The 15,472-nt window shown below is 70.4% G+C and carries 14 protein-coding genes; 6 read left to right on the top strand and 8 right to left on the bottom strand.

Going from position 1 to position 15,472, the window contains the following annotated elements; genetic code table 11:
* The 5 genes from ACIBI9_RS42235 to ACIBI9_RS42215 are packed head-to-tail and all read right to left on the bottom strand — an operon-like array spanning position 1 to position 6,379.
* Positions 1 to 906 carry a dihydrodipicolinate synthase family protein gene (locus ACIBI9_RS42235; protein WP_397231159.1) on the bottom strand — a complete coding sequence of 302 codons (906 nt, stop codon included), beginning with the start codon at positions 904 to 906 and terminating at the stop codon, positions 1 to 3.
* On the bottom strand, positions 903 to 1,892 hold the full coding sequence (locus ACIBI9_RS42230; RefSeq protein ID WP_397231157.1) for an oligopeptide/dipeptide ABC transporter ATP-binding protein: 990 nt from the start codon (positions 1,890 to 1,892) through the stop codon (positions 903 to 905). The genes ACIBI9_RS42235 and ACIBI9_RS42230 overlap by 4 nt, the downstream gene beginning before the upstream one ends.
* The gene (locus ACIBI9_RS42225) at positions 1,885 to 3,822 is read right to left on the bottom strand and encodes a dipeptide/oligopeptide/nickel ABC transporter permease/ATP-binding protein (RefSeq protein ID WP_397231155.1); all 1,938 of its coding nucleotides are present in this window, start codon (positions 3,820 to 3,822) and stop codon (positions 1,885 to 1,887) included. The genes ACIBI9_RS42230 and ACIBI9_RS42225 overlap by 8 nt, the downstream gene beginning before the upstream one ends.
* Positions 3,819 to 4,778: an ABC transporter permease gene (locus ACIBI9_RS42220; protein WP_397231153.1), complete on the bottom strand. Its 960-nt coding sequence runs from the start codon at positions 4,776 to 4,778 to the stop codon at positions 3,819 to 3,821. Before ACIBI9_RS42220 ends, ACIBI9_RS42225 begins: the two co-directional genes overlap by 4 nt.
* Positions 4,775 to 6,379, bottom strand: coding sequence for an ABC transporter substrate-binding protein (locus ACIBI9_RS42215; RefSeq protein ID WP_397231151.1), 1,605 nt, complete (start codon positions 6,377 to 6,379; stop codon positions 4,775 to 4,777). The genes ACIBI9_RS42220 and ACIBI9_RS42215 overlap by 4 nt, the downstream gene beginning before the upstream one ends.
* 133 nt (positions 6,380 to 6,512) lie before the next feature.
* Here ACIBI9_RS42215 and ACIBI9_RS42210 point away from each other — a divergent pair, with 133 nt between their 5' ends.
* Positions 6,513 to 7,223, top strand: coding sequence for a FadR/GntR family transcriptional regulator (locus ACIBI9_RS42210; protein ID WP_397231149.1), 711 nt, complete (start codon positions 6,513 to 6,515; stop codon positions 7,221 to 7,223).
* Here ACIBI9_RS42210 and ACIBI9_RS42205 read toward each other — a convergent pair.
* Positions 7,220 to 7,807: an HD domain-containing protein gene (locus ACIBI9_RS42205; protein ID WP_397231148.1), complete on the bottom strand. Its 588-nt coding sequence runs from the start codon at positions 7,805 to 7,807 to the stop codon at positions 7,220 to 7,222. The two genes, ACIBI9_RS42210 and ACIBI9_RS42205, sit on opposite strands and share 4 nt — an antisense overlap.
* A 38-nt stretch (positions 7,808 to 7,845) precedes the next feature.
* On the opposite strand from ACIBI9_RS42205, the gene ACIBI9_RS42200 reads away from it, so the two are divergent.
* Both ACIBI9_RS42200 and ACIBI9_RS42195 read left to right on the top strand, forming a co-directional pair.
* Complete coding sequence (locus ACIBI9_RS42200; protein ID WP_397231146.1) at positions 7,846 to 8,703, top strand: DUF4429 domain-containing protein; 858 nt, start codon at positions 7,846 to 7,848, stop codon at positions 8,701 to 8,703.
* Between the two features lie 69 nt (positions 8,704 to 8,772).
* Positions 8,773 to 9,201, top strand: a complete 429-nt coding sequence (locus ACIBI9_RS42195) for a nucleoside deaminase (protein WP_397231144.1) — start codon at positions 8,773 to 8,775, stop codon at positions 9,199 to 9,201.
* Positions 9,202 to 9,284: 83 nt separating this feature from the next.
* Here ACIBI9_RS42195 and ACIBI9_RS42190 read toward each other — a convergent pair whose 3' ends face one another.
* Positions 9,285 to 10,493 carry an NADP-dependent malic enzyme gene (locus ACIBI9_RS42190; RefSeq protein ID WP_397231142.1) on the bottom strand — a complete coding sequence of 403 codons (1,209 nt, stop codon included), beginning with the start codon at positions 10,491 to 10,493 and terminating at the stop codon, positions 9,285 to 9,287.
* A 307-nt stretch (positions 10,494 to 10,800) separates the two neighbouring features.
* On the opposite strand from ACIBI9_RS42190, the gene ACIBI9_RS42185 reads away from it, so the two are divergent.
* Both ACIBI9_RS42185 and ACIBI9_RS42180 read left to right on the top strand, forming a co-directional pair.
* The gene (locus ACIBI9_RS42185; RefSeq protein WP_397231140.1) at positions 10,801 to 12,213 is read left to right on the top strand and encodes an acyl-CoA carboxylase subunit beta; all 1,413 of its coding nucleotides are present in this window, start codon (positions 10,801 to 10,803) and stop codon (positions 12,211 to 12,213) included.
* Between the two features lie 12 nt (positions 12,214 to 12,225).
* Positions 12,226 to 12,435 carry a DUF5988 family protein gene (locus tag ACIBI9_RS42180; RefSeq protein WP_397231138.1) on the top strand — a complete coding sequence of 70 codons (210 nt, stop codon included), beginning with the start codon at positions 12,226 to 12,228 and terminating at the stop codon, positions 12,433 to 12,435.
* Positions 12,436 to 12,702: 267 nt separating this feature from the next.
* On the opposite strand, the gene ACIBI9_RS42175 is transcribed toward ACIBI9_RS42180, so the two are convergent.
* Positions 12,703 to 14,370 (bottom strand): 2-isopropylmalate synthase, encoded by a 1,668-nt coding sequence (locus tag ACIBI9_RS42175; protein ID WP_397231136.1) that lies wholly within the window; start codon positions 14,368 to 14,370, stop codon positions 12,703 to 12,705.
* 207 nt (positions 14,371 to 14,577) lie between these two features.
* Here ACIBI9_RS42175 and ACIBI9_RS42170 point away from each other — a divergent pair, with 207 nt between their 5' ends.
* A complete protein-coding gene (locus tag ACIBI9_RS42170; protein WP_397231134.1) occupies positions 14,578 to 15,456 on the top strand; it encodes a UbiA family prenyltransferase in 879 nt (292 codons plus the stop codon).
* Positions 15,457 to 15,472 lie beyond the last annotated feature (16 nt).

The raw sequence follows: 15,472 nt of genomic DNA, 5'->3' as shown, positions 1-15,472 counted from the left end.
TCAGAGCAGCCCGGCGGCAGCCAGGAGCTTGCCGATCCGGCCGACCTCGTCGTCATTGAGCGGAACCTGCGGGAGCGCGGTGATCGGGCAATCGATGACACCGCGTAGGTGAAGCGCGGCTTTGAAGGCTCCGAGGCCCGACGAGCTGCCGCCCATGCGTGAGCCGCCTACACGGACTATCTCGAACAGCCTGACCAGGCGCTCCTGCTCCGCTCTTGCCGCCTGCCAGTCGCCCCGGGAGGCGCACCGGTAGAGCTCGACGTATCCCTGCGGATCCACGTTGCCCAGCCCGGGCACCACGCCGTCCGCGCCCATCCACAGCGCCGAGTCCACGGTCACCTCGGACCCGGTGAGCACGCTGAAGGGCGCCTCGCGGCCCAGGATGACCTGGCGCAGGCCGCCGTCGTCGCCGCTGGAGTCCTTCACTCCGGCCAGCGCGCCCTCGGCGGCCAGCCCGAGCAGCAGCTCGGCGCTCAGCTTGGTGTGCACGGAAACCGGCAGGTCGTACGCGTAGACCGGCAGCCCGCCCCGCGCGGCGACGGTCCGGAAGTGGGTGCGGATCTCGTCCGGATGGGTACGCGTGTAGAACGGCGCGGTCGCCACCAGCGCCGACACCCCCGCCTCGGCCGCGACCCGCACGTGTTCGAGCACGCGTGGCGTCGTCATGTCGATCACGCCGGCCAGCACCGGCACCTGCCCGCCCACGTGGCCGACCACGGTGTCCAGCACCACCCGCCGCTGCGCGTCCGTCAGGTACGCCACCTCCGACGACGACCCCAGCACGAACAGCGCGTCCACACCCCCTTCCAGCAGGTGGTCGACCAGCCGGACCAGCGAGGCGGCGTCCACCTCGTAGTCAGGGGTCAAAGGGGTGCAAACCGGAGGAATGACACCGGTCAAAGTCATACGCGCTCCTGAATCAGCTCAACGTCGGTGGCTCCCGCGGCCACCGGGTGGTGGCAGTGGAAGAGGTGGTCGCCTTCGGTCCGCGCCGCGGGCCAGTCCTCGGCACAGAGGTGGTCTGCCCGCCAGCACCGGGTGCGGAACGGGCAGCCGCTCGGCGGCCTGGTGGCGGAGGGCACCACGCCCACGAGAGGGATCGGGTTGATGGGCGAGATCAGGCCCGGGGTCGCGGAGAACAGGGCCCGCGTGTACGGGTGGCGGGCGCCCATCGGCACGGCCTGCGCGGGCGCCTGCTCGACGATCCGGCCGAGGTACATGGTGACCACACGGTCGCTCATCCTGCGTACCGTCTGGATGTCGTGCGAGACGAACACCAGCGCGAGCCCGAGCCGTTCCTTCAGGTCGAGCAGCAGGTTGAGGATCTGGGCGCGGACCGACACGTCGAGCGCGCTGGTGGGCTCGTCGGCCACGACCAGGTCGGGTTCGAGCGCGAGCGCCCTGGCCACGGCCACGCGCTGGCGCTGCCCGCCGGAGAGCTGGCTGGGCAGCGCGTCGGCGGCGCCGGCGGGCAGGCCCACCAGGTCGAGCAGCTCGCGTACGCGGGCGTCGCGCTGGGCGGGGGTGCCGCGGCGGTGCACGTTGAGCGGGTCGCGTAGCACCTGCCTGACGGGCAGGCGCCGGTTGAGCGCCGTGGACGGGTCCTGGAAGATCATCCCGACGCTGGAGCCGATCAGCGCGCGCCGCTCGCCCTCCTTCAGCGCCCACAGGTCCTTGCCGCGGAAGGTCACAGTCCCCTGGGTGGGCCGTTGCAGGCCGACCAGCACCCTGGCCAGCGTGGACTTGCCGCAGCCCGACTCCCCCACGACCCCGACCGTCTCGCCGGGGCTCACCGTGAGGTCGGCCGCGGTCAGCGCGTGGACGCGGTCCCGCGAGAACAGGCCGCCCGAGCGGGCCTTGTGCACGACGTGCACGTCCTTCAGCTCAAGCATGCTGCTCACTCCCTACGAGCGCCGGATGATGGCAGGCCACCGCGTGCGTGGTGTCCCCCGTCAGCACCGGAGCCTCGGTACGGCACACGTCCGTGGCCATGGGGCACCGGTCGGCGAACCGGCAGCCGGCCGGGAAGTCGGCCGGGGCGGGCACCACGCCGGGGATCTGCGTGAGCCGCTCGGCGCCCGACTCCAGCGACAGCACCGAGCCCAGCAGGCCGCGGGCGTAGTGGTGGGCGGGCGCGCCGACCAGGGTCGCCGTGGCGCCGGTCTCGACGATCTGGCCGCCGTACATGACGACCACGCGGTCGGTGACGTCGGCGACCAGCGCGAGGTCGTGCGAGACGAGGATCAGCGCGAACCCCAGCTCCTCGCGCAGCTTCAGCAGCAGCTCGATGACCTGTGCCTGGACGGTGACGTCGAGCGCGGTGGTGGGCTCGTCGGCGACGATCAGCTTCGGGTCGCGCGACAGCGCCATCGCGATCAGCACCCGCTGCCGCTGCCCGCCCGACAGCTCGTGCGGGTAGGCGGACAGGGTGCGGCGGGCGTCGAGGCCGACGAGTTCGAGCAGTTCGGCGGGGGTGCGCCGGCCGCCGCGGCGGGTGAGCTGCTTGAGCTGGGCCTTGATGGTCATGGCCGGGTTCAGGGAGGAGAGGGCGTCCTGGTAGATCATCGCCATCTCGTGGCCGAGCAGGCGGCGGCGGGCGCGGCGCGACTCCGAGAGCAGCTCGCGCTGGTCGAAGCGGACGTGGCCGCTGACCCGGGCGTTGCGCGGCTGCAGGCCCATGATGGTCAGCGCGGTCAGCGACTTGCCGCAGCCCGACTCGCCGACCAGGCCGAGCACCTCGCCCGGGCGCACCTCGAAGCCGATGCCGTCCACGATGTCCACACCGTCCGCGAACCCGATCCGCAGCCGTTCCACCGCGAGGACCGGCGGCCCCTGCGGGAGCGGGCGGGCGCGTTCGGCCAGCCTGCGGGCGGCCTCGGCCAGCCCGGGCAGCTCGACGATCTCGCCGGAGCCGGGCCTGGCCCGCTCGAACGCGTCGTCCTTCTTCGGGACGGCCCTGCGGGCGGCGGGCGCGGCCCAGGCGTCGGAGATGCCCTCCGAGAGGATGTTGAGCGCGAGCACGGTCAGCAGGATCAGCAGGCCGGGGAAGACCGTGGCCCACCAGCCGCCGAGCAGCACCATGTTCTTGCCGTCGGCGATGACGCTGCCCCAGGAGGGGTTCGGCGGGCGCACGCCGGCGCCGATGAACGACAGCGACGCCTCGAACACGATCGCGTCGGCCACCATCACCGTGCAGAAGACGAGGACCGGCGCGGCGCAGTTGATCGCGACGTGCTTGACGACGATGTACGGCGTGCGCGCCCCGATGATCCGCTCGGCCGCGACGTAGTCCTCGCCGTACTGGGCGATCACGTTGGCCCGCACGACCCTGGCCACGGACGGCATGTAGAGGAAGGCCATGGCCATGACCAGCACCGGGATGCTGCCGCCGAACACCGCCACCAGCACGGCCGCCAGCGCGATGCCGGGGAAGGCCATGACGACGTCGAGCAGGCGCATGATGGTCTCGTCCACGGCCCTGCGCGAGGTGGCCGCGATCGCGCCGACGACCGCCCCGGCCGCCAGGGCGAGCCCGGTCGCGCCGAGGCCGATGATCAGCGACCAGCGGGCCCCGTACAGGAGCCTGGACAGGATGTCGCGGTTGGCGCTGTCGAGGCCCATCCAGTGCGCGGCCGACGGGCCGCCGCCGGTGGCCTCCTGGAAGTACGGCGAGTGCGGCGCGATCCACGGCGCGAGCAGCGCGGCCAGCACGACCACGGCCACGATGCCGACCGCCACCCACGACAGGGGCTTGAGGCGGCGCAGGCCCACGCCCGGCCCCTTTTTCGGCACGGAGAGCCGTTCCGTCAGTCCACGTCTCATGCGGCGCTCCTGAGGCGGGGGTTGACCAGCAGGTAGAGGATGTCCACGACCAGGTTGACGACCATGAAGCCGACCGCGATGGTCAGCACCACGCCCTGGACGACGGCCGGGTCGCCGTCGCGCACGGCGTTGATCATGAGCTGGCCCATGCCGGGCAGGCCGTAGATGGTCTCGATGACCACGGTGCCGCCGATCAGGTAGCCGATGCGCAGGCCGAGCACGGTCAGCGGGGTGATCAGGGCGTTGCGCAGCACGTTGCGGCCGACGACCACGATCGGCGGCAGGCCGCTGCCGATCGCGGTGCGCACGTAGTCGCGGTCCAGCTCCTCCACCATCGACGTGCGGATGATGCGGGTGAGCTGGGCGGCGATCGGCAGCGACAACGACAGGGCGGGCAGCGTCATCGACTGCAGCCACCCGGCCGTGGAGTCGGCCGGGTTGATGTAGCCGCCCGTCGGGAACAGGCCCTCGCCGACGGCCAGGTACTGGATCATCAGCAGCGCCAGCCAGAACGGCGGCGCCGCCACCCCGATCAGCGACACCACGCGGATCACCTGGTCCGGCCAGCGGTCGCGGAACAGCGCCGCGGTGACGCCGAACACCAGCGACAGCACCACCGCGACGGCCAGGCCCAGGAACGTGAGCTGCAGGGTCAGCGGCAGCGCGGTCGTGACGGACTCCAGCACCGGCTTCTTGGTGAGCACGCTGGTGCCCATGTCGCCCTGGGCCAGGTCCGCGACGAAGCGGACATAGCGCAGGGGCAGCGGGTCCAGCAGGCCGTTCTCGAGCTGGAACTGGTGGATCTGCTCGGGGGTCGGGTTCGCGCCCTGGAAGTACGCGTACTCCGGCTTGCTGTTGGAGAAGCGCATCACGATGAAGACGAACGCGACCACGCCGAGCAGCAGCGGGATCAGCATGAGGAGCCGCCGGAGCAGCATCCTGGCGACGAGCGTCATGTCCTCTTGGCCTGCAGCAGGTTGATGCCGGGGTAGGGCTGGGCGCGGATGCCGGACAGCTTCTTCGGGTCCCAGGCGGTCATCAGCTCGTTGTGGACGACGGGGTAGAGGATGGCCTGCTCAGCCACAAAGTCCAGATATTTGTGGATAAGTTCGGTCCGCTTGGCCTTGTCGGTTTCCTTGCTGGCCTCGTCCATCATCGCGAACAGCTTCTTGGCGTCCGCGGTGCCGTCCCAGTGGCTGTACTTCATCCACAGGCCGCCGGGCACGTAGTTGTAGTGCAGGATCAGGTCGGCGTCCATGCCGAACTGGTTGGGGTTCGAGGCGGCGGCCACCACCTGGTAGTCCTGGAACTGGTCCATCTTGGCGAACAGCGCGGCCGTGTCCTGCGGCTCCAGCGTGGTCTTGATGCCGATGGCCTCCCAGGAGGCGGCGATGGTGGGCAGGCAGTCCGCGATCCAGCTCACGTTGACGGCCATGAGGTTGATCGTGAGGTTCTTCACCCCGGCCTCGGCCAGCAGCGCCTTGGCCTTGTCGGGGTCGTAGTCGTAGACGACCGAGGCCCGCTTGTGGTCGGGGTGGCCCTCGTTGAGGAAGGAGCTGGAGGCCGTGCCGTGGCCCTTGAGCGCCACGTCGATCATCTTCTGCTTGTCGATCGCGTAGTGCAGGGCCTGGCGCACCCGTACGTCCTCGAAGGGCTTGGCGCCCGTGTTGAACATCAGGAACATGTGGTTCATGCCCTTGCCGCCCTCGACCGTCAGGCCCTGCTGCTTGAGCTGGTCGACGTTGGCGTACGGGATGTTGTCGGCGATCTGCGCCTCGGCCGAGCCGCCGGAGATCTTGGCCACGCGGGCGGCGGCGTCCACGATCGTCAGCCAGTTCATCTTCTTGGCCGTGGCCGGGCGCGGGCCGTTGTAGCCGTCGAACGCCTCGAAGGAGGTGTTGGACTTGGGGTTGTGCGCGGTCTGCTTGTACGGCCCCGAGCCCACCGTCATGCCGCTCTTGGCCTTGTCCCACGCGCCCGCCTGGCTGAACACGTGCTTGGGCATGATCTTGGCGATGGTCAGCCTGGGCGCGGCGTCGGGGAAGGGGAACTTGAAGACCAGCTCGACGTTCTTGTCATCGACCTTCTTCACCTCCTGGAGCCAGGACTTGAAGAAGTTGCCGGTCAGGACGTTGTCGGGGCCGAGGATCCGCTCGAAGGTGAAGACCACGTCGTCAGCGGTGACCGGCTGGCCGTCGTGCCACTTGGCGCCGTCTCTGAGCGTGAACTTCCACGAGGTCGCGTTCAGGTCGGTGGGCAGGGCGGTGGCCAGGGCCGGGTACGGCTCGCGCGTGATCGGGTCGGTGTCGAGCAGCCCTTCGTAGATGTGGTTGATCCCCGCCATCGCGAACGCCGACGCCGTCTGCGTCGGATCCCAGCTCTGGTCGTTGCCGTAGCCGATGACGGCGGTGATCAGGTCCTTGTTGGATCCGGCGCCGACCGATCCGGTCGAGGCCGGGCCGCCGGAACACGCGGAGAGCGTCGCCGCGACGAACGCCGCCGCACCCGTAGCCCCGCTGTAACGCAGGAAGTCGCGGCGGCTGAACTCAGAGCTCACGGAATTCCTCCTGGGACGTAGCACGTGGGACATCCCATGTCCTATCTTTGCCGTAACGTGGACGCTAGATGCTGCCACGGCTTGAGGTCAACAGAAGATTTCCGGAATGTTACATACGATGAAAGGATCTTTCATGACCACAGTCCCGCGTCCGGCGCGGCCGAGCCGTGCCGTCGAGGCCCAGGAGGGCGTCAAGGACCTGATCGTCCGGCGTGGGCTGGTGGCCGGAGACCCCCTGCCGACCGAGTCGGAGCTCATGGAGGAGCTGCGGGTCAGCCGCAACTCGATCAGGGAGGCGCTCAAGGCCCTGCAGGCGGTCGGCATCGTGGACATCCGCCACGGCTTCGGCATGTTCGTGGGCCGGATGTCGCTGGCGGGGCTGGTGGACGAGCTGACCTTCCACAGCCGCATCACGCTGCAGAACGGCAAGAACCACCTGGCCAACCTGGTCGAGATCCGCGAGATCCTGGAGAGCGGCCTCGTCGAGCGCCTCATCGAGCTGGGCCCCGAGGCCGACCTGACGCCGGTCGCCGACGTCATCGCCAGGATGGAGGCCGAGGCGCCGGCCGGGCCGGTCTCCCCCGAGACCGACCGCCTCTTCCACGACCTCCTCTACCGCCCACTCGGCAACCCGCTGGTGGGCCAGCTCCTGGGGGCGTTCTGGGACGTCTACTACCAGCTGCGCGACGAGTTGGGCGCGCCCGACGAGCCGCCGGGCGACGTGGTCAGGCGCCATCGCGACATCTACACGGCCGTGCTGGCCGGCGACCGGGCCGCGGCCGTGGCCGCCGTGCACGCCCATTTCGAGGGCGTGCGCAACCGCGTGGCCAGGATCGGCGGCTAGTAGGCGCTGAGCCGCTCCACGCGGGGATGCCAGCGCGTGCGCCACTCCCCGAACCACCTGGCGAACCAGGGGTGGGCACCGGCCAGCGGCATGATGTAGGCCACGGTCTCCAGGTAGTAGCGCCGCTGGAACCGCCACGGCATCCGCTGGAGCTCCTGCACGTTGCTCACCCGGTCGGCCAGCTTCACGAACACCGCGTGCAGCGGCGCCTGCACGAGGGTGCTCAGGTAGTCGGCCTTCGCGACCCCGCGGGGCTTGGTCACCCACCGTACGAGCTCGGCCACGCCGGCGCCGAACCTCCGCGCGACCTCCGCCTCGGTGCACGGCGTGTCCTCCAGCACGTCGTGCAGCACGATCGCCACGAGCACGTCCCGGTCGGTCAGCTCGGCGCCGACCACGGCCACCTCCAGCGCCTCGAGCAGATGCTCCAGGTACGGGCGCCCGGTGGGCCGCTGCTGCACCCCGTGCTGCGCGCGGGCGAACGCCACCGCGTCGCGCAGGGACTCCGTGGTCCCCGGCGGGAGCGCCTCGCTCAGGGGGCGTTCCGCCTGCGCCCAGGACGACCAGCTCGTGAAGATCTCCATCCCGCTCCTCTCGACCCCGCGTGTCCTAGGCTGAGAATATGGCCGAGATCGCCGTCGCCGACGGCTCGTGGACGTTCAACGGCGAGTTCCTGCGCATTGTCCCCGGAAGCGACAAGGGCGTGCACGAGCTGCGCAGGACGCTGGGCGAGCTCGTGGTGCCGCTGGAGGCGATCGCGAGCATGGCGTTCGAGCCGTCGCGCAAGGGCGGCCACGTGCGGATGCGGCTGCGCAAAGGGGCCGACCCGCTCTCCGACGCGGTGGCGGGGCTGCTCGGCCCGCCCGCCGACCCCTACCGGCTGGCCGTTCCCAAGAGCCGCGCCGGCGCGGCCGAATACTTCGTCGACGAGGTCCGCGACACCCTGCTCGTCTACCAGACGCCCACCGCCGCCTGCGACGACTACCTCCTGGCCGGGCCCTCCGTGCCCGTCTCGGCCACGGCGGGCGACGGCACCGCGCTCTTCGACGGGGAGCGGGTGCGGCTGGAGTGGACCGGGTTCGCGAGCACGGAGAAGGACAAGGCCGGACCCCAGGAGTTCCCGCTGTCCGACGTGGCCGGCGTGGAGTGGAAGCCGCAGTCCGGCATGGGCTACGGCACGCTGCGCTTCCGCGTCAAGGGCGAGGGGCCCGCGCAGCCGCCGCAGAAGGACCCCCACTGTGTGTCGTGGGGCATCCAGCGCTTCGGCGGGACCACCGCCCTGGTCGCCGCCGCCGTGCTGGCCCGGCTGCCGCGGGAGGCCGAGCTGCCGCCGCCTCCCCCGCCCGTGAACGACGACGTGCACGACGCGGTCCTGCGCCGCCTGGGGGAGCTCGGGGAGCTGCACCGATCCGGGGTGCTGACCGACGAGGAGTTCACGGCGGCCAAGCAAGCCATGATCCGCCGCCTCCAGGAGACGTGACCCCGCCCGGCCGGGGCATCCGCGGCCGGTGGAAAATGTGGCCAGATGCCCAGGATCGGAGGACCAAGCGTGACCCGCGACGAAGAGAGACTCCTGCGCCGCGCCATCGAGCTGGCCGCGGAGGCCCGTGCCGACGGCAACCCGCCGTTCGGCTCGCTGCTGGCGGGCCCGGACGGCTCGATCCTGGTCGAGGAGCGCAACAGCTCGCTCACCGACCACGACATCACCGCGCACCCGGAGCTGAAGCTGGCCCGCTGGGCCGCCCGCGAGCTCGACCCCTCCGCCGCGGCCACGACCACGATGTACACCAGCTGCCAGCCGTGCGGGATGTGCGCGGGGGCCATCGCCCGTTCGGGCCTGGGCCGCGTCGTCTACGCGCTGTCCGGCGAGCAGCTCAACGGCCTCAAGCCGCCGGGCAGCGCCTTCGTGGACCCGCCCGCCGAAGGCCCGGCCCTGTACGACGAGGCGCGCGTACCCGTTGAGGGCTACTACGTCTGACCCCTCCCCCGACGGGGGGCCTGCCGGGACGCGTCCGGCCTCCGAGGTGTGATCGGAGAGCAGGGCGCCCCGGCGGGTGCGCCTCAGAGGCCGCGCAGGCGGGCCACGCCGTCACGGCGGGCCTGGTCGGCCACCGCCGCGGCGACCGCGGGCACCACCCGGGGGTCGAACGGCTCCGGGATGATCCGCTCCGCCGACAGCTCCTCCTCGATCACGCTGGAGAGGGCGTGCGCCGCGGCCATCTTCATGTTCTCGGTGATCTCCACGGCCCGCGCCGACAGGGCGCCCCTGAACACGCCGGGGAAGGCGAGCACGTTGTTGATCTGGTTGGGGAAGTCGCTGCGCCCGGTGGCCACGACGGCGGCGTGCTCCATCGCGATCCCCGGGTGGATCTCCGGCTCGGGGTTGGACAGGGCGAACACGATGGAGCCCGGCGCCATCGACGCGATGGCCCGTTCGCTGATCGTCGAGCCCGACAGGCCGATGAAGACGTCCGCCCCCGCCATGGCCTCCTCGGTCGTGCCGGTGTGGCCCGACTGGTTCGTGCAGGTCGCGATCAGGGCCTTGTACGTGTTGAGGTCGTCACGGCCCTGGTGGATCACGCCCTTGCTGTCGGACACGATGACCTCGGCGATGCCGGCCTTGAGCAGCATGCTCGTGACCGCCAGCCCGGAGGCGCCCGCGCCGGCCACGACGGCCCGCAGGTCCCACAGCCGCCGCCCGGTCAGCCGCGCCGCGTTGCGCAGCGCGGCCAGCACCACGATCGCCGTGCCGTGCTGGTCGTCGTGGAAGACCGGGATGTCCAGCCGCTCCTTGAGCCGGCGCTCCACCTCGAAGCAGCGCGGGGCGCTGATGTCCTCCAGGTTGATGCCGCCGAAGGACGGGGCCATGCGGGCGATCGTCTCCACCAGGGCGTCGACGTCGGTGCAGTCCAGGCAGATGGGCACCGAGTCCACGCCCCCGAACTGCTTGAACAGCAGCGACTTGCCCTCCATGACCGGCATGGCCGCGGTGGGGCCGATGTCGCCGAGCCCGAGCACGGCGGTGCCGTCGGTGACCACGGCGACCACGTTGGACCGCCAGGTGTAGTCGTCGGCCAGCTCGGGCCGCTCGGCGATGGCCGTGCACACGCGGGCCACCCCCGGCGTGTACGCGAGCGACAGGTCGTTGGCGTCGCGCACCGGCACCGACGGGCGCGTCTCCAGCTTGCCGCCCTCGTGCAGGCGGAAGGCCGGGTCCTGGTCGAGAAGCGTGGCGAGGCTGATGGCCGGCGCGGTGATTTCGGTCGTCATCCGGAGCTCCTAGAACCGCATCAGCCGGCCGGACGGGGTGCGCATGTCAGGCACCTCATTTCGCACCGTGGTACGCGCGGGGCGCGCCTTTTTGAGCTGTGTACGTTTCATGGCGTCCATCCCTTTCCGCGACGATCGCTGTGATTAACAACACATCCCGAGTGTCACACGGGCGGCAATTCCCGGTTACCCCACGTCCCCCCTATATCGGGGCCGTCCCCTGGTAAGAGGTACGAGGCAGTAGGGGTTGTCCGGGATAGGGGTCGGTCGGGAAATTCGAAGGACAGATACCTGCGAAAGGACAACGATGACGGTCCTGACCGCTTTTCCCACGGAAGCACCACTCGATCCGCGGACGCCATCGGCACGCCTCTCGCGGCTCCTGGATCCCGGCTCCCTGGTGCCGATGCCCGGCGACGACGAGAGCGGCGTGCAGGCCGTACACGGTCTGATCGACGGCTCGCCGGTCATCGCCTACTGCACGGACGCGACGCGCATGGGCGGCGCGCTGGGCTGGGCAGGCGCGAATCGCATCGTCGAGGCCATCCAGCTGGCCGTCCGCCGGCGCTGCCCGGTGATCGGCCTGTGGCACTCCGGCGGCGCCCGGCTGGCGGACGGCGTGGAGTCGATGGACGGCGTCGGGCGCATGTTCGCCGCCATGACCTCGGCCTCCGGCCTGATCCCGCAGATCTCGGTCGTCCTCGGACCGGCCGCGGGCGCGGCCGCCTACGGTCCCGCGCTGACCGACGTGATCATCATGTCGGACGTCGCGCGGGTCTTCATCACCGGGCCCGACGTCGTCCGCAGCGTCACCGGCGAGGAGATCGACATGGCGGGCCTGGGCGGCCCGGAGGCGCACGGCCCCAAATCGGGGGTCGCGCACATCACGGTCGACTCCGAGCAGGCGGCCTACGACCGGGCCCGCCTGCTGACGGGGTTCTTCACCCACCCCGGCCGGTTCGACTTCGCCGCGCTGAGCGAGCCGCGCGACCTGCGGGCGCTCCTTCCCGAGCAGCCGCGCCGCGCCTACGACGTCCGGCCGGTCCTCCGCGAGCTCCTGGACCCGGAGTTCCTGGAGTTCCAGCCCCGCTGGGCCCCCAACATGGTGGTCGGGCTCGGCCGGCTGGGCGGGCGGGCCGTCGGCGTGGTCGCCAACAACCCGCTGCGCAAGGGCGGCTGCCTCGACTCGCTCTCGGCGGAGAAGGCCTCGCGTTTCGTGCGGATGTGCGACTCGCTCGGCGTCCCGCTCGTGGTCGTGGTCGACGTGCCCGGCTACCTGCCCGGCGTCCAGCAGGAGTGGGGCGGCGTGGTCAGGCGGGGCGCCAAGCTCCTGCACGCCTTCGCCGAGTCCGTCGTCCCGCGCGTCACCCTCATCACCCGCAAGTCGTACGGCGGCGCCTACATCGCCATGAACTCCAGGTCTCTGGGCGCGACCGCGGTGTACGCCTGGCCCGACGCGGAGGTGGCGGTCATGGGGGCCGAGGCGGCGGTCGGCATCCTGCACCGCAAGCGGCTGGCCGCGGTGCCCGAGTCCGAGCAGGCGGACCTGCACGCGCGACTGGTGGAAGAGCATCGGCGGACGGCCGGCGGGGTCGAGCGGGCGATGTCGCTCGGCGTGGTCGACGCGGTCGTCTCGCCTCTCGAGACCCGGCTCCGGCTGGCGGAAGCACTGGCATCGGCACCGCAGGACCGCGGCTGCCACTCCAACATCCCGCTCTGAATCGAGGAGACCATGTCGAACATCAAGGTAATGCTCGTCGGCGGACCGAACCACCTGCCGGCCGACCAGCGGATCGTGACCCTCGCGAAGTTCTGCGAGAAGATCAAACTGCCTTTCGGCAGCGGGTACGAGCACTTTCTCCACAAAGGCGAGCGCACGCACGTGGACGGGCAGGAGGTGCCCGCCTATCACTGGATCATGCGGACGGCAATTGCCGAGTGACCCGTGACCGCCTAAGGGTTCGCTAGGGGTGGGATAACAGCCGGACCGGCGATTCAATATGAGTAGTCGGGTTTGACGGATGTTTATCCCGCCGGAGAGGTGAGGCATTGAACTAGACGGCACCCCCCCTTTTGCGAAGCCCCCAGCAGAACGAGAGCCACCGCCCAGAATTAAATGGGCGGTGGCTCTCTTTGTTCTTTTTCACGAAAATCTCCGGAAAACGCCGCGGCGGCCGCCTTTCGGCGGCCGCCGGCGTGTCCTCCGGCATCAGCTGGCGTTCGCGAGCGTGACCTCCGTCCGGCCGCTCCGCCTGGCGGCCGAGCCGACCGCGGCCAGGGTCGCGTCGACCACGTTGGTGTCGACGCCCACGCCCCAGACCGTCGTGCCGTCCACCTTGCATTCGGCGTAGACCGTCGTCTTCATGCTCGTGACGCGCTCGGTGCCGTCGGCCCGGTGCACCGCCCGCACGTCGACGCCCCAGGGCGCCATCGTGGCTCCGATGGCCCGGACGGTCTGCTCCTGCTGGCCGTCCATGTGGAGCGTGGCGGTGATCCGGTCGCCCCGCCGCAGCGGGTCGGTCCGGGACTGGCCGGCGAGGTACTCCTCTTCGAACAGCGTCCAGATCTCCTCGGGCGACAGCTCGCTGCCCCGTGCCTCCGCTCGGGCCTGGACCAGCCCGGCGAACTCCCGCTGCAGCTCGCGGGGAAGGCGCATCCCGTGCCAGGCGCTCATGACGTACGCGATGCCGCCCTTGCCCGACTGGCTGTTGATCCGCACGATCGCCTCGTACGTGCGCCCGACATCCTTGGGGTCCACCGGCAGGTACGGCATGCTCCACGGCATCTCGTCGACGCTGACGCCGCTGTCGCCGGCGGCCCGCTCGAGGTCGTCGAAGCCCTTCTTGATCGCGTCCTGGTGCGAGCCGGAGAAGGCGGTGTACACGAGCTCGCCGCCGTAAGGGTGCCGGGGGTGCACGGGAATCTCGTTGCAGAGCTCGACCGTGTCGCGGATCCGGTCGATGTCGGAGAAGTCGATGCCAGGGTCCACCCCGTGGGTGAACATGTTCATGCCGAGCGTCACCAGGCAGACGTTGCCCGCCCGCTCGCCGTTGCCGAACAGGCACCCCTCGATGCGCTCGGCCCCGGCCAGCAGCGCCAGCTCGGACGCGGCCACCCCCGTGCCGCGGTCGTTGTGCGGGTGGATGGACAGGCACACGTGCTCCCTGCGGGAGAGGTTGCGGTCCAGCCATTCGATCTGGTCGGCGAACACCGAGGGCAGGGAACGCTCGACGGTGGTGGGGAAGTTCAGGATGATCGGGCGGCCGGGGCCGGTCTCCCACACGTCCATGACCGCCTCGCAGACCTCCAGGGCGAAGTCCGCCTCGGTCTCGTTGAACAGCTCGGGCGAGTACTGGTAGCGCAGGTCGCAGTCCGCCAGATCCCGCTCCGCGTACTTCATCATCAACCGGGTGCCCTGCACGGCTAAGTCCTTGCACTGGGCGCGGTCCATGTTGAACACCACGCGCCGGAACAGCGGCGCGGTCGCGTTGTAGAGGTGGAACGTGGCGCGAGGGGCGCCGGCCAGCGCGGTGACCGAGCGTTCGATCAGCTCGTCCCTCGCCGGTACGAGCACCGAGATCCATACGTCGTCCGGGATGCGGTCCTGCTCGATGAGCATCCGGACGAAGTCGTAGTCGTCCTGGCTGGCCACGGGGAATCCGACTTCGATCTCCTTGTAGCCGATGTCGACGAGCAGCTCGAACATGCGCAGCTTCCGCGCCGGCGACATCGGGTTGGCCAGCGACTGGTTTCCGTCGCGGAGGTCCGTCGACAGCCAGCGGGGCGCCGCCACGATCCTCTTGTCCGGCCAGGTCCGGTCGGCCAGGGCCAGCGGGGTGAAGTTCGAATAGCGCTCGACGGAACGGGTCGGGGCCATCGTGAATCTCCTTCGCAGGTCTCATGGGGTGGCTCTGGAGATCTCCGGACTCAACGTACAGTCGGCGAAAAGCCCGCAACAGGTCGAGGATCATGAGAGTGCCGGTCCTGACCAAGGGATTCGGCGGGGGTATCGAGAGTGCGCGCCCCCGGTATCTTTCGACGCACCCCCCTTCTCGGGCCCCTGCCCGCCCTTCACACTCCGATCATGGCGACTATCGAACCGGCGCTCCGGCGAGGCGGTCTGTGCTTCGCGGAAGCGCGGCCTACAGTGCAGTTCATCTTCTTGCTGCGCTTCCTCACCGGCACGGCGCTGTGCGCCTCGGTCGCGGGCGACGACGGGCACCTGGGCAGAACGGTCTGGGGCGCCGCCGCATGGGTGATGATGATCTTCGCCGTCTACCTCTTCAACGGCGTCATGGACGTGCCGGAGGACCGGCTCAACGGCTCACGCAGGCCCATCGTCCGTGGCGACCTGCCACCGGGCTTCGCCAGCGCGGTCGCGATCGGGGCGGCCCTGCTGTCGCTCGCGGCCGGCTTCGCGCTCGCCCCGCTGATGGGCGGCATGCTCGCCGTCGTGCTGACGCTCGGCTACCTCTACTCGGGCCCGCCGTTCCCGCTCAAGCGCAGCTCCGGTGGCACGGTCCTGACGGGAGGCGTGGCCACCCTGCTCACCTACTACGGGGGCGCCTTCTCCTACGCGAGCGAGATCAGGAGCTCGCTGATGCTGATCGTCTTCGTGCTCGCCGCGTCGCTGTGGACCGCTCTCGTGGGCTCGACGACCAAGGACCTGCCCGACATCGAGGGCGACGCCCGCGCCGGGCGGATGACCTTCGCGGTCATGCACGGCGAGCGCGTCCTGCGGCTGACGATCTGCTGCACGGCGATCGGGCTGGCGCTGGCCTTCACCGTGGCCGTCCTGCTGCTGCGGCTCCCGCTGTGGCCGTCCGCGCTCGCCATGATCGGCGGGGCGCTGGTCATCACGGTCCTGTGCTTCAAGGGCCGCCGCCGCGAGCCGTACGGCGCCTTCATGGCCACCCAGTACGCCCTGCACGGCCTGGCGATCGTGCCGCTCTTCCTCATCTGACAGGCGGACCGGCCGA

This window comes from Nonomuraea sp. NPDC050451, assembly GCF_044458585.1.
Note: the sequence above shows the minus strand (reverse complement) of the source record. Positions and strands in the feature narration are given on the sequence as shown.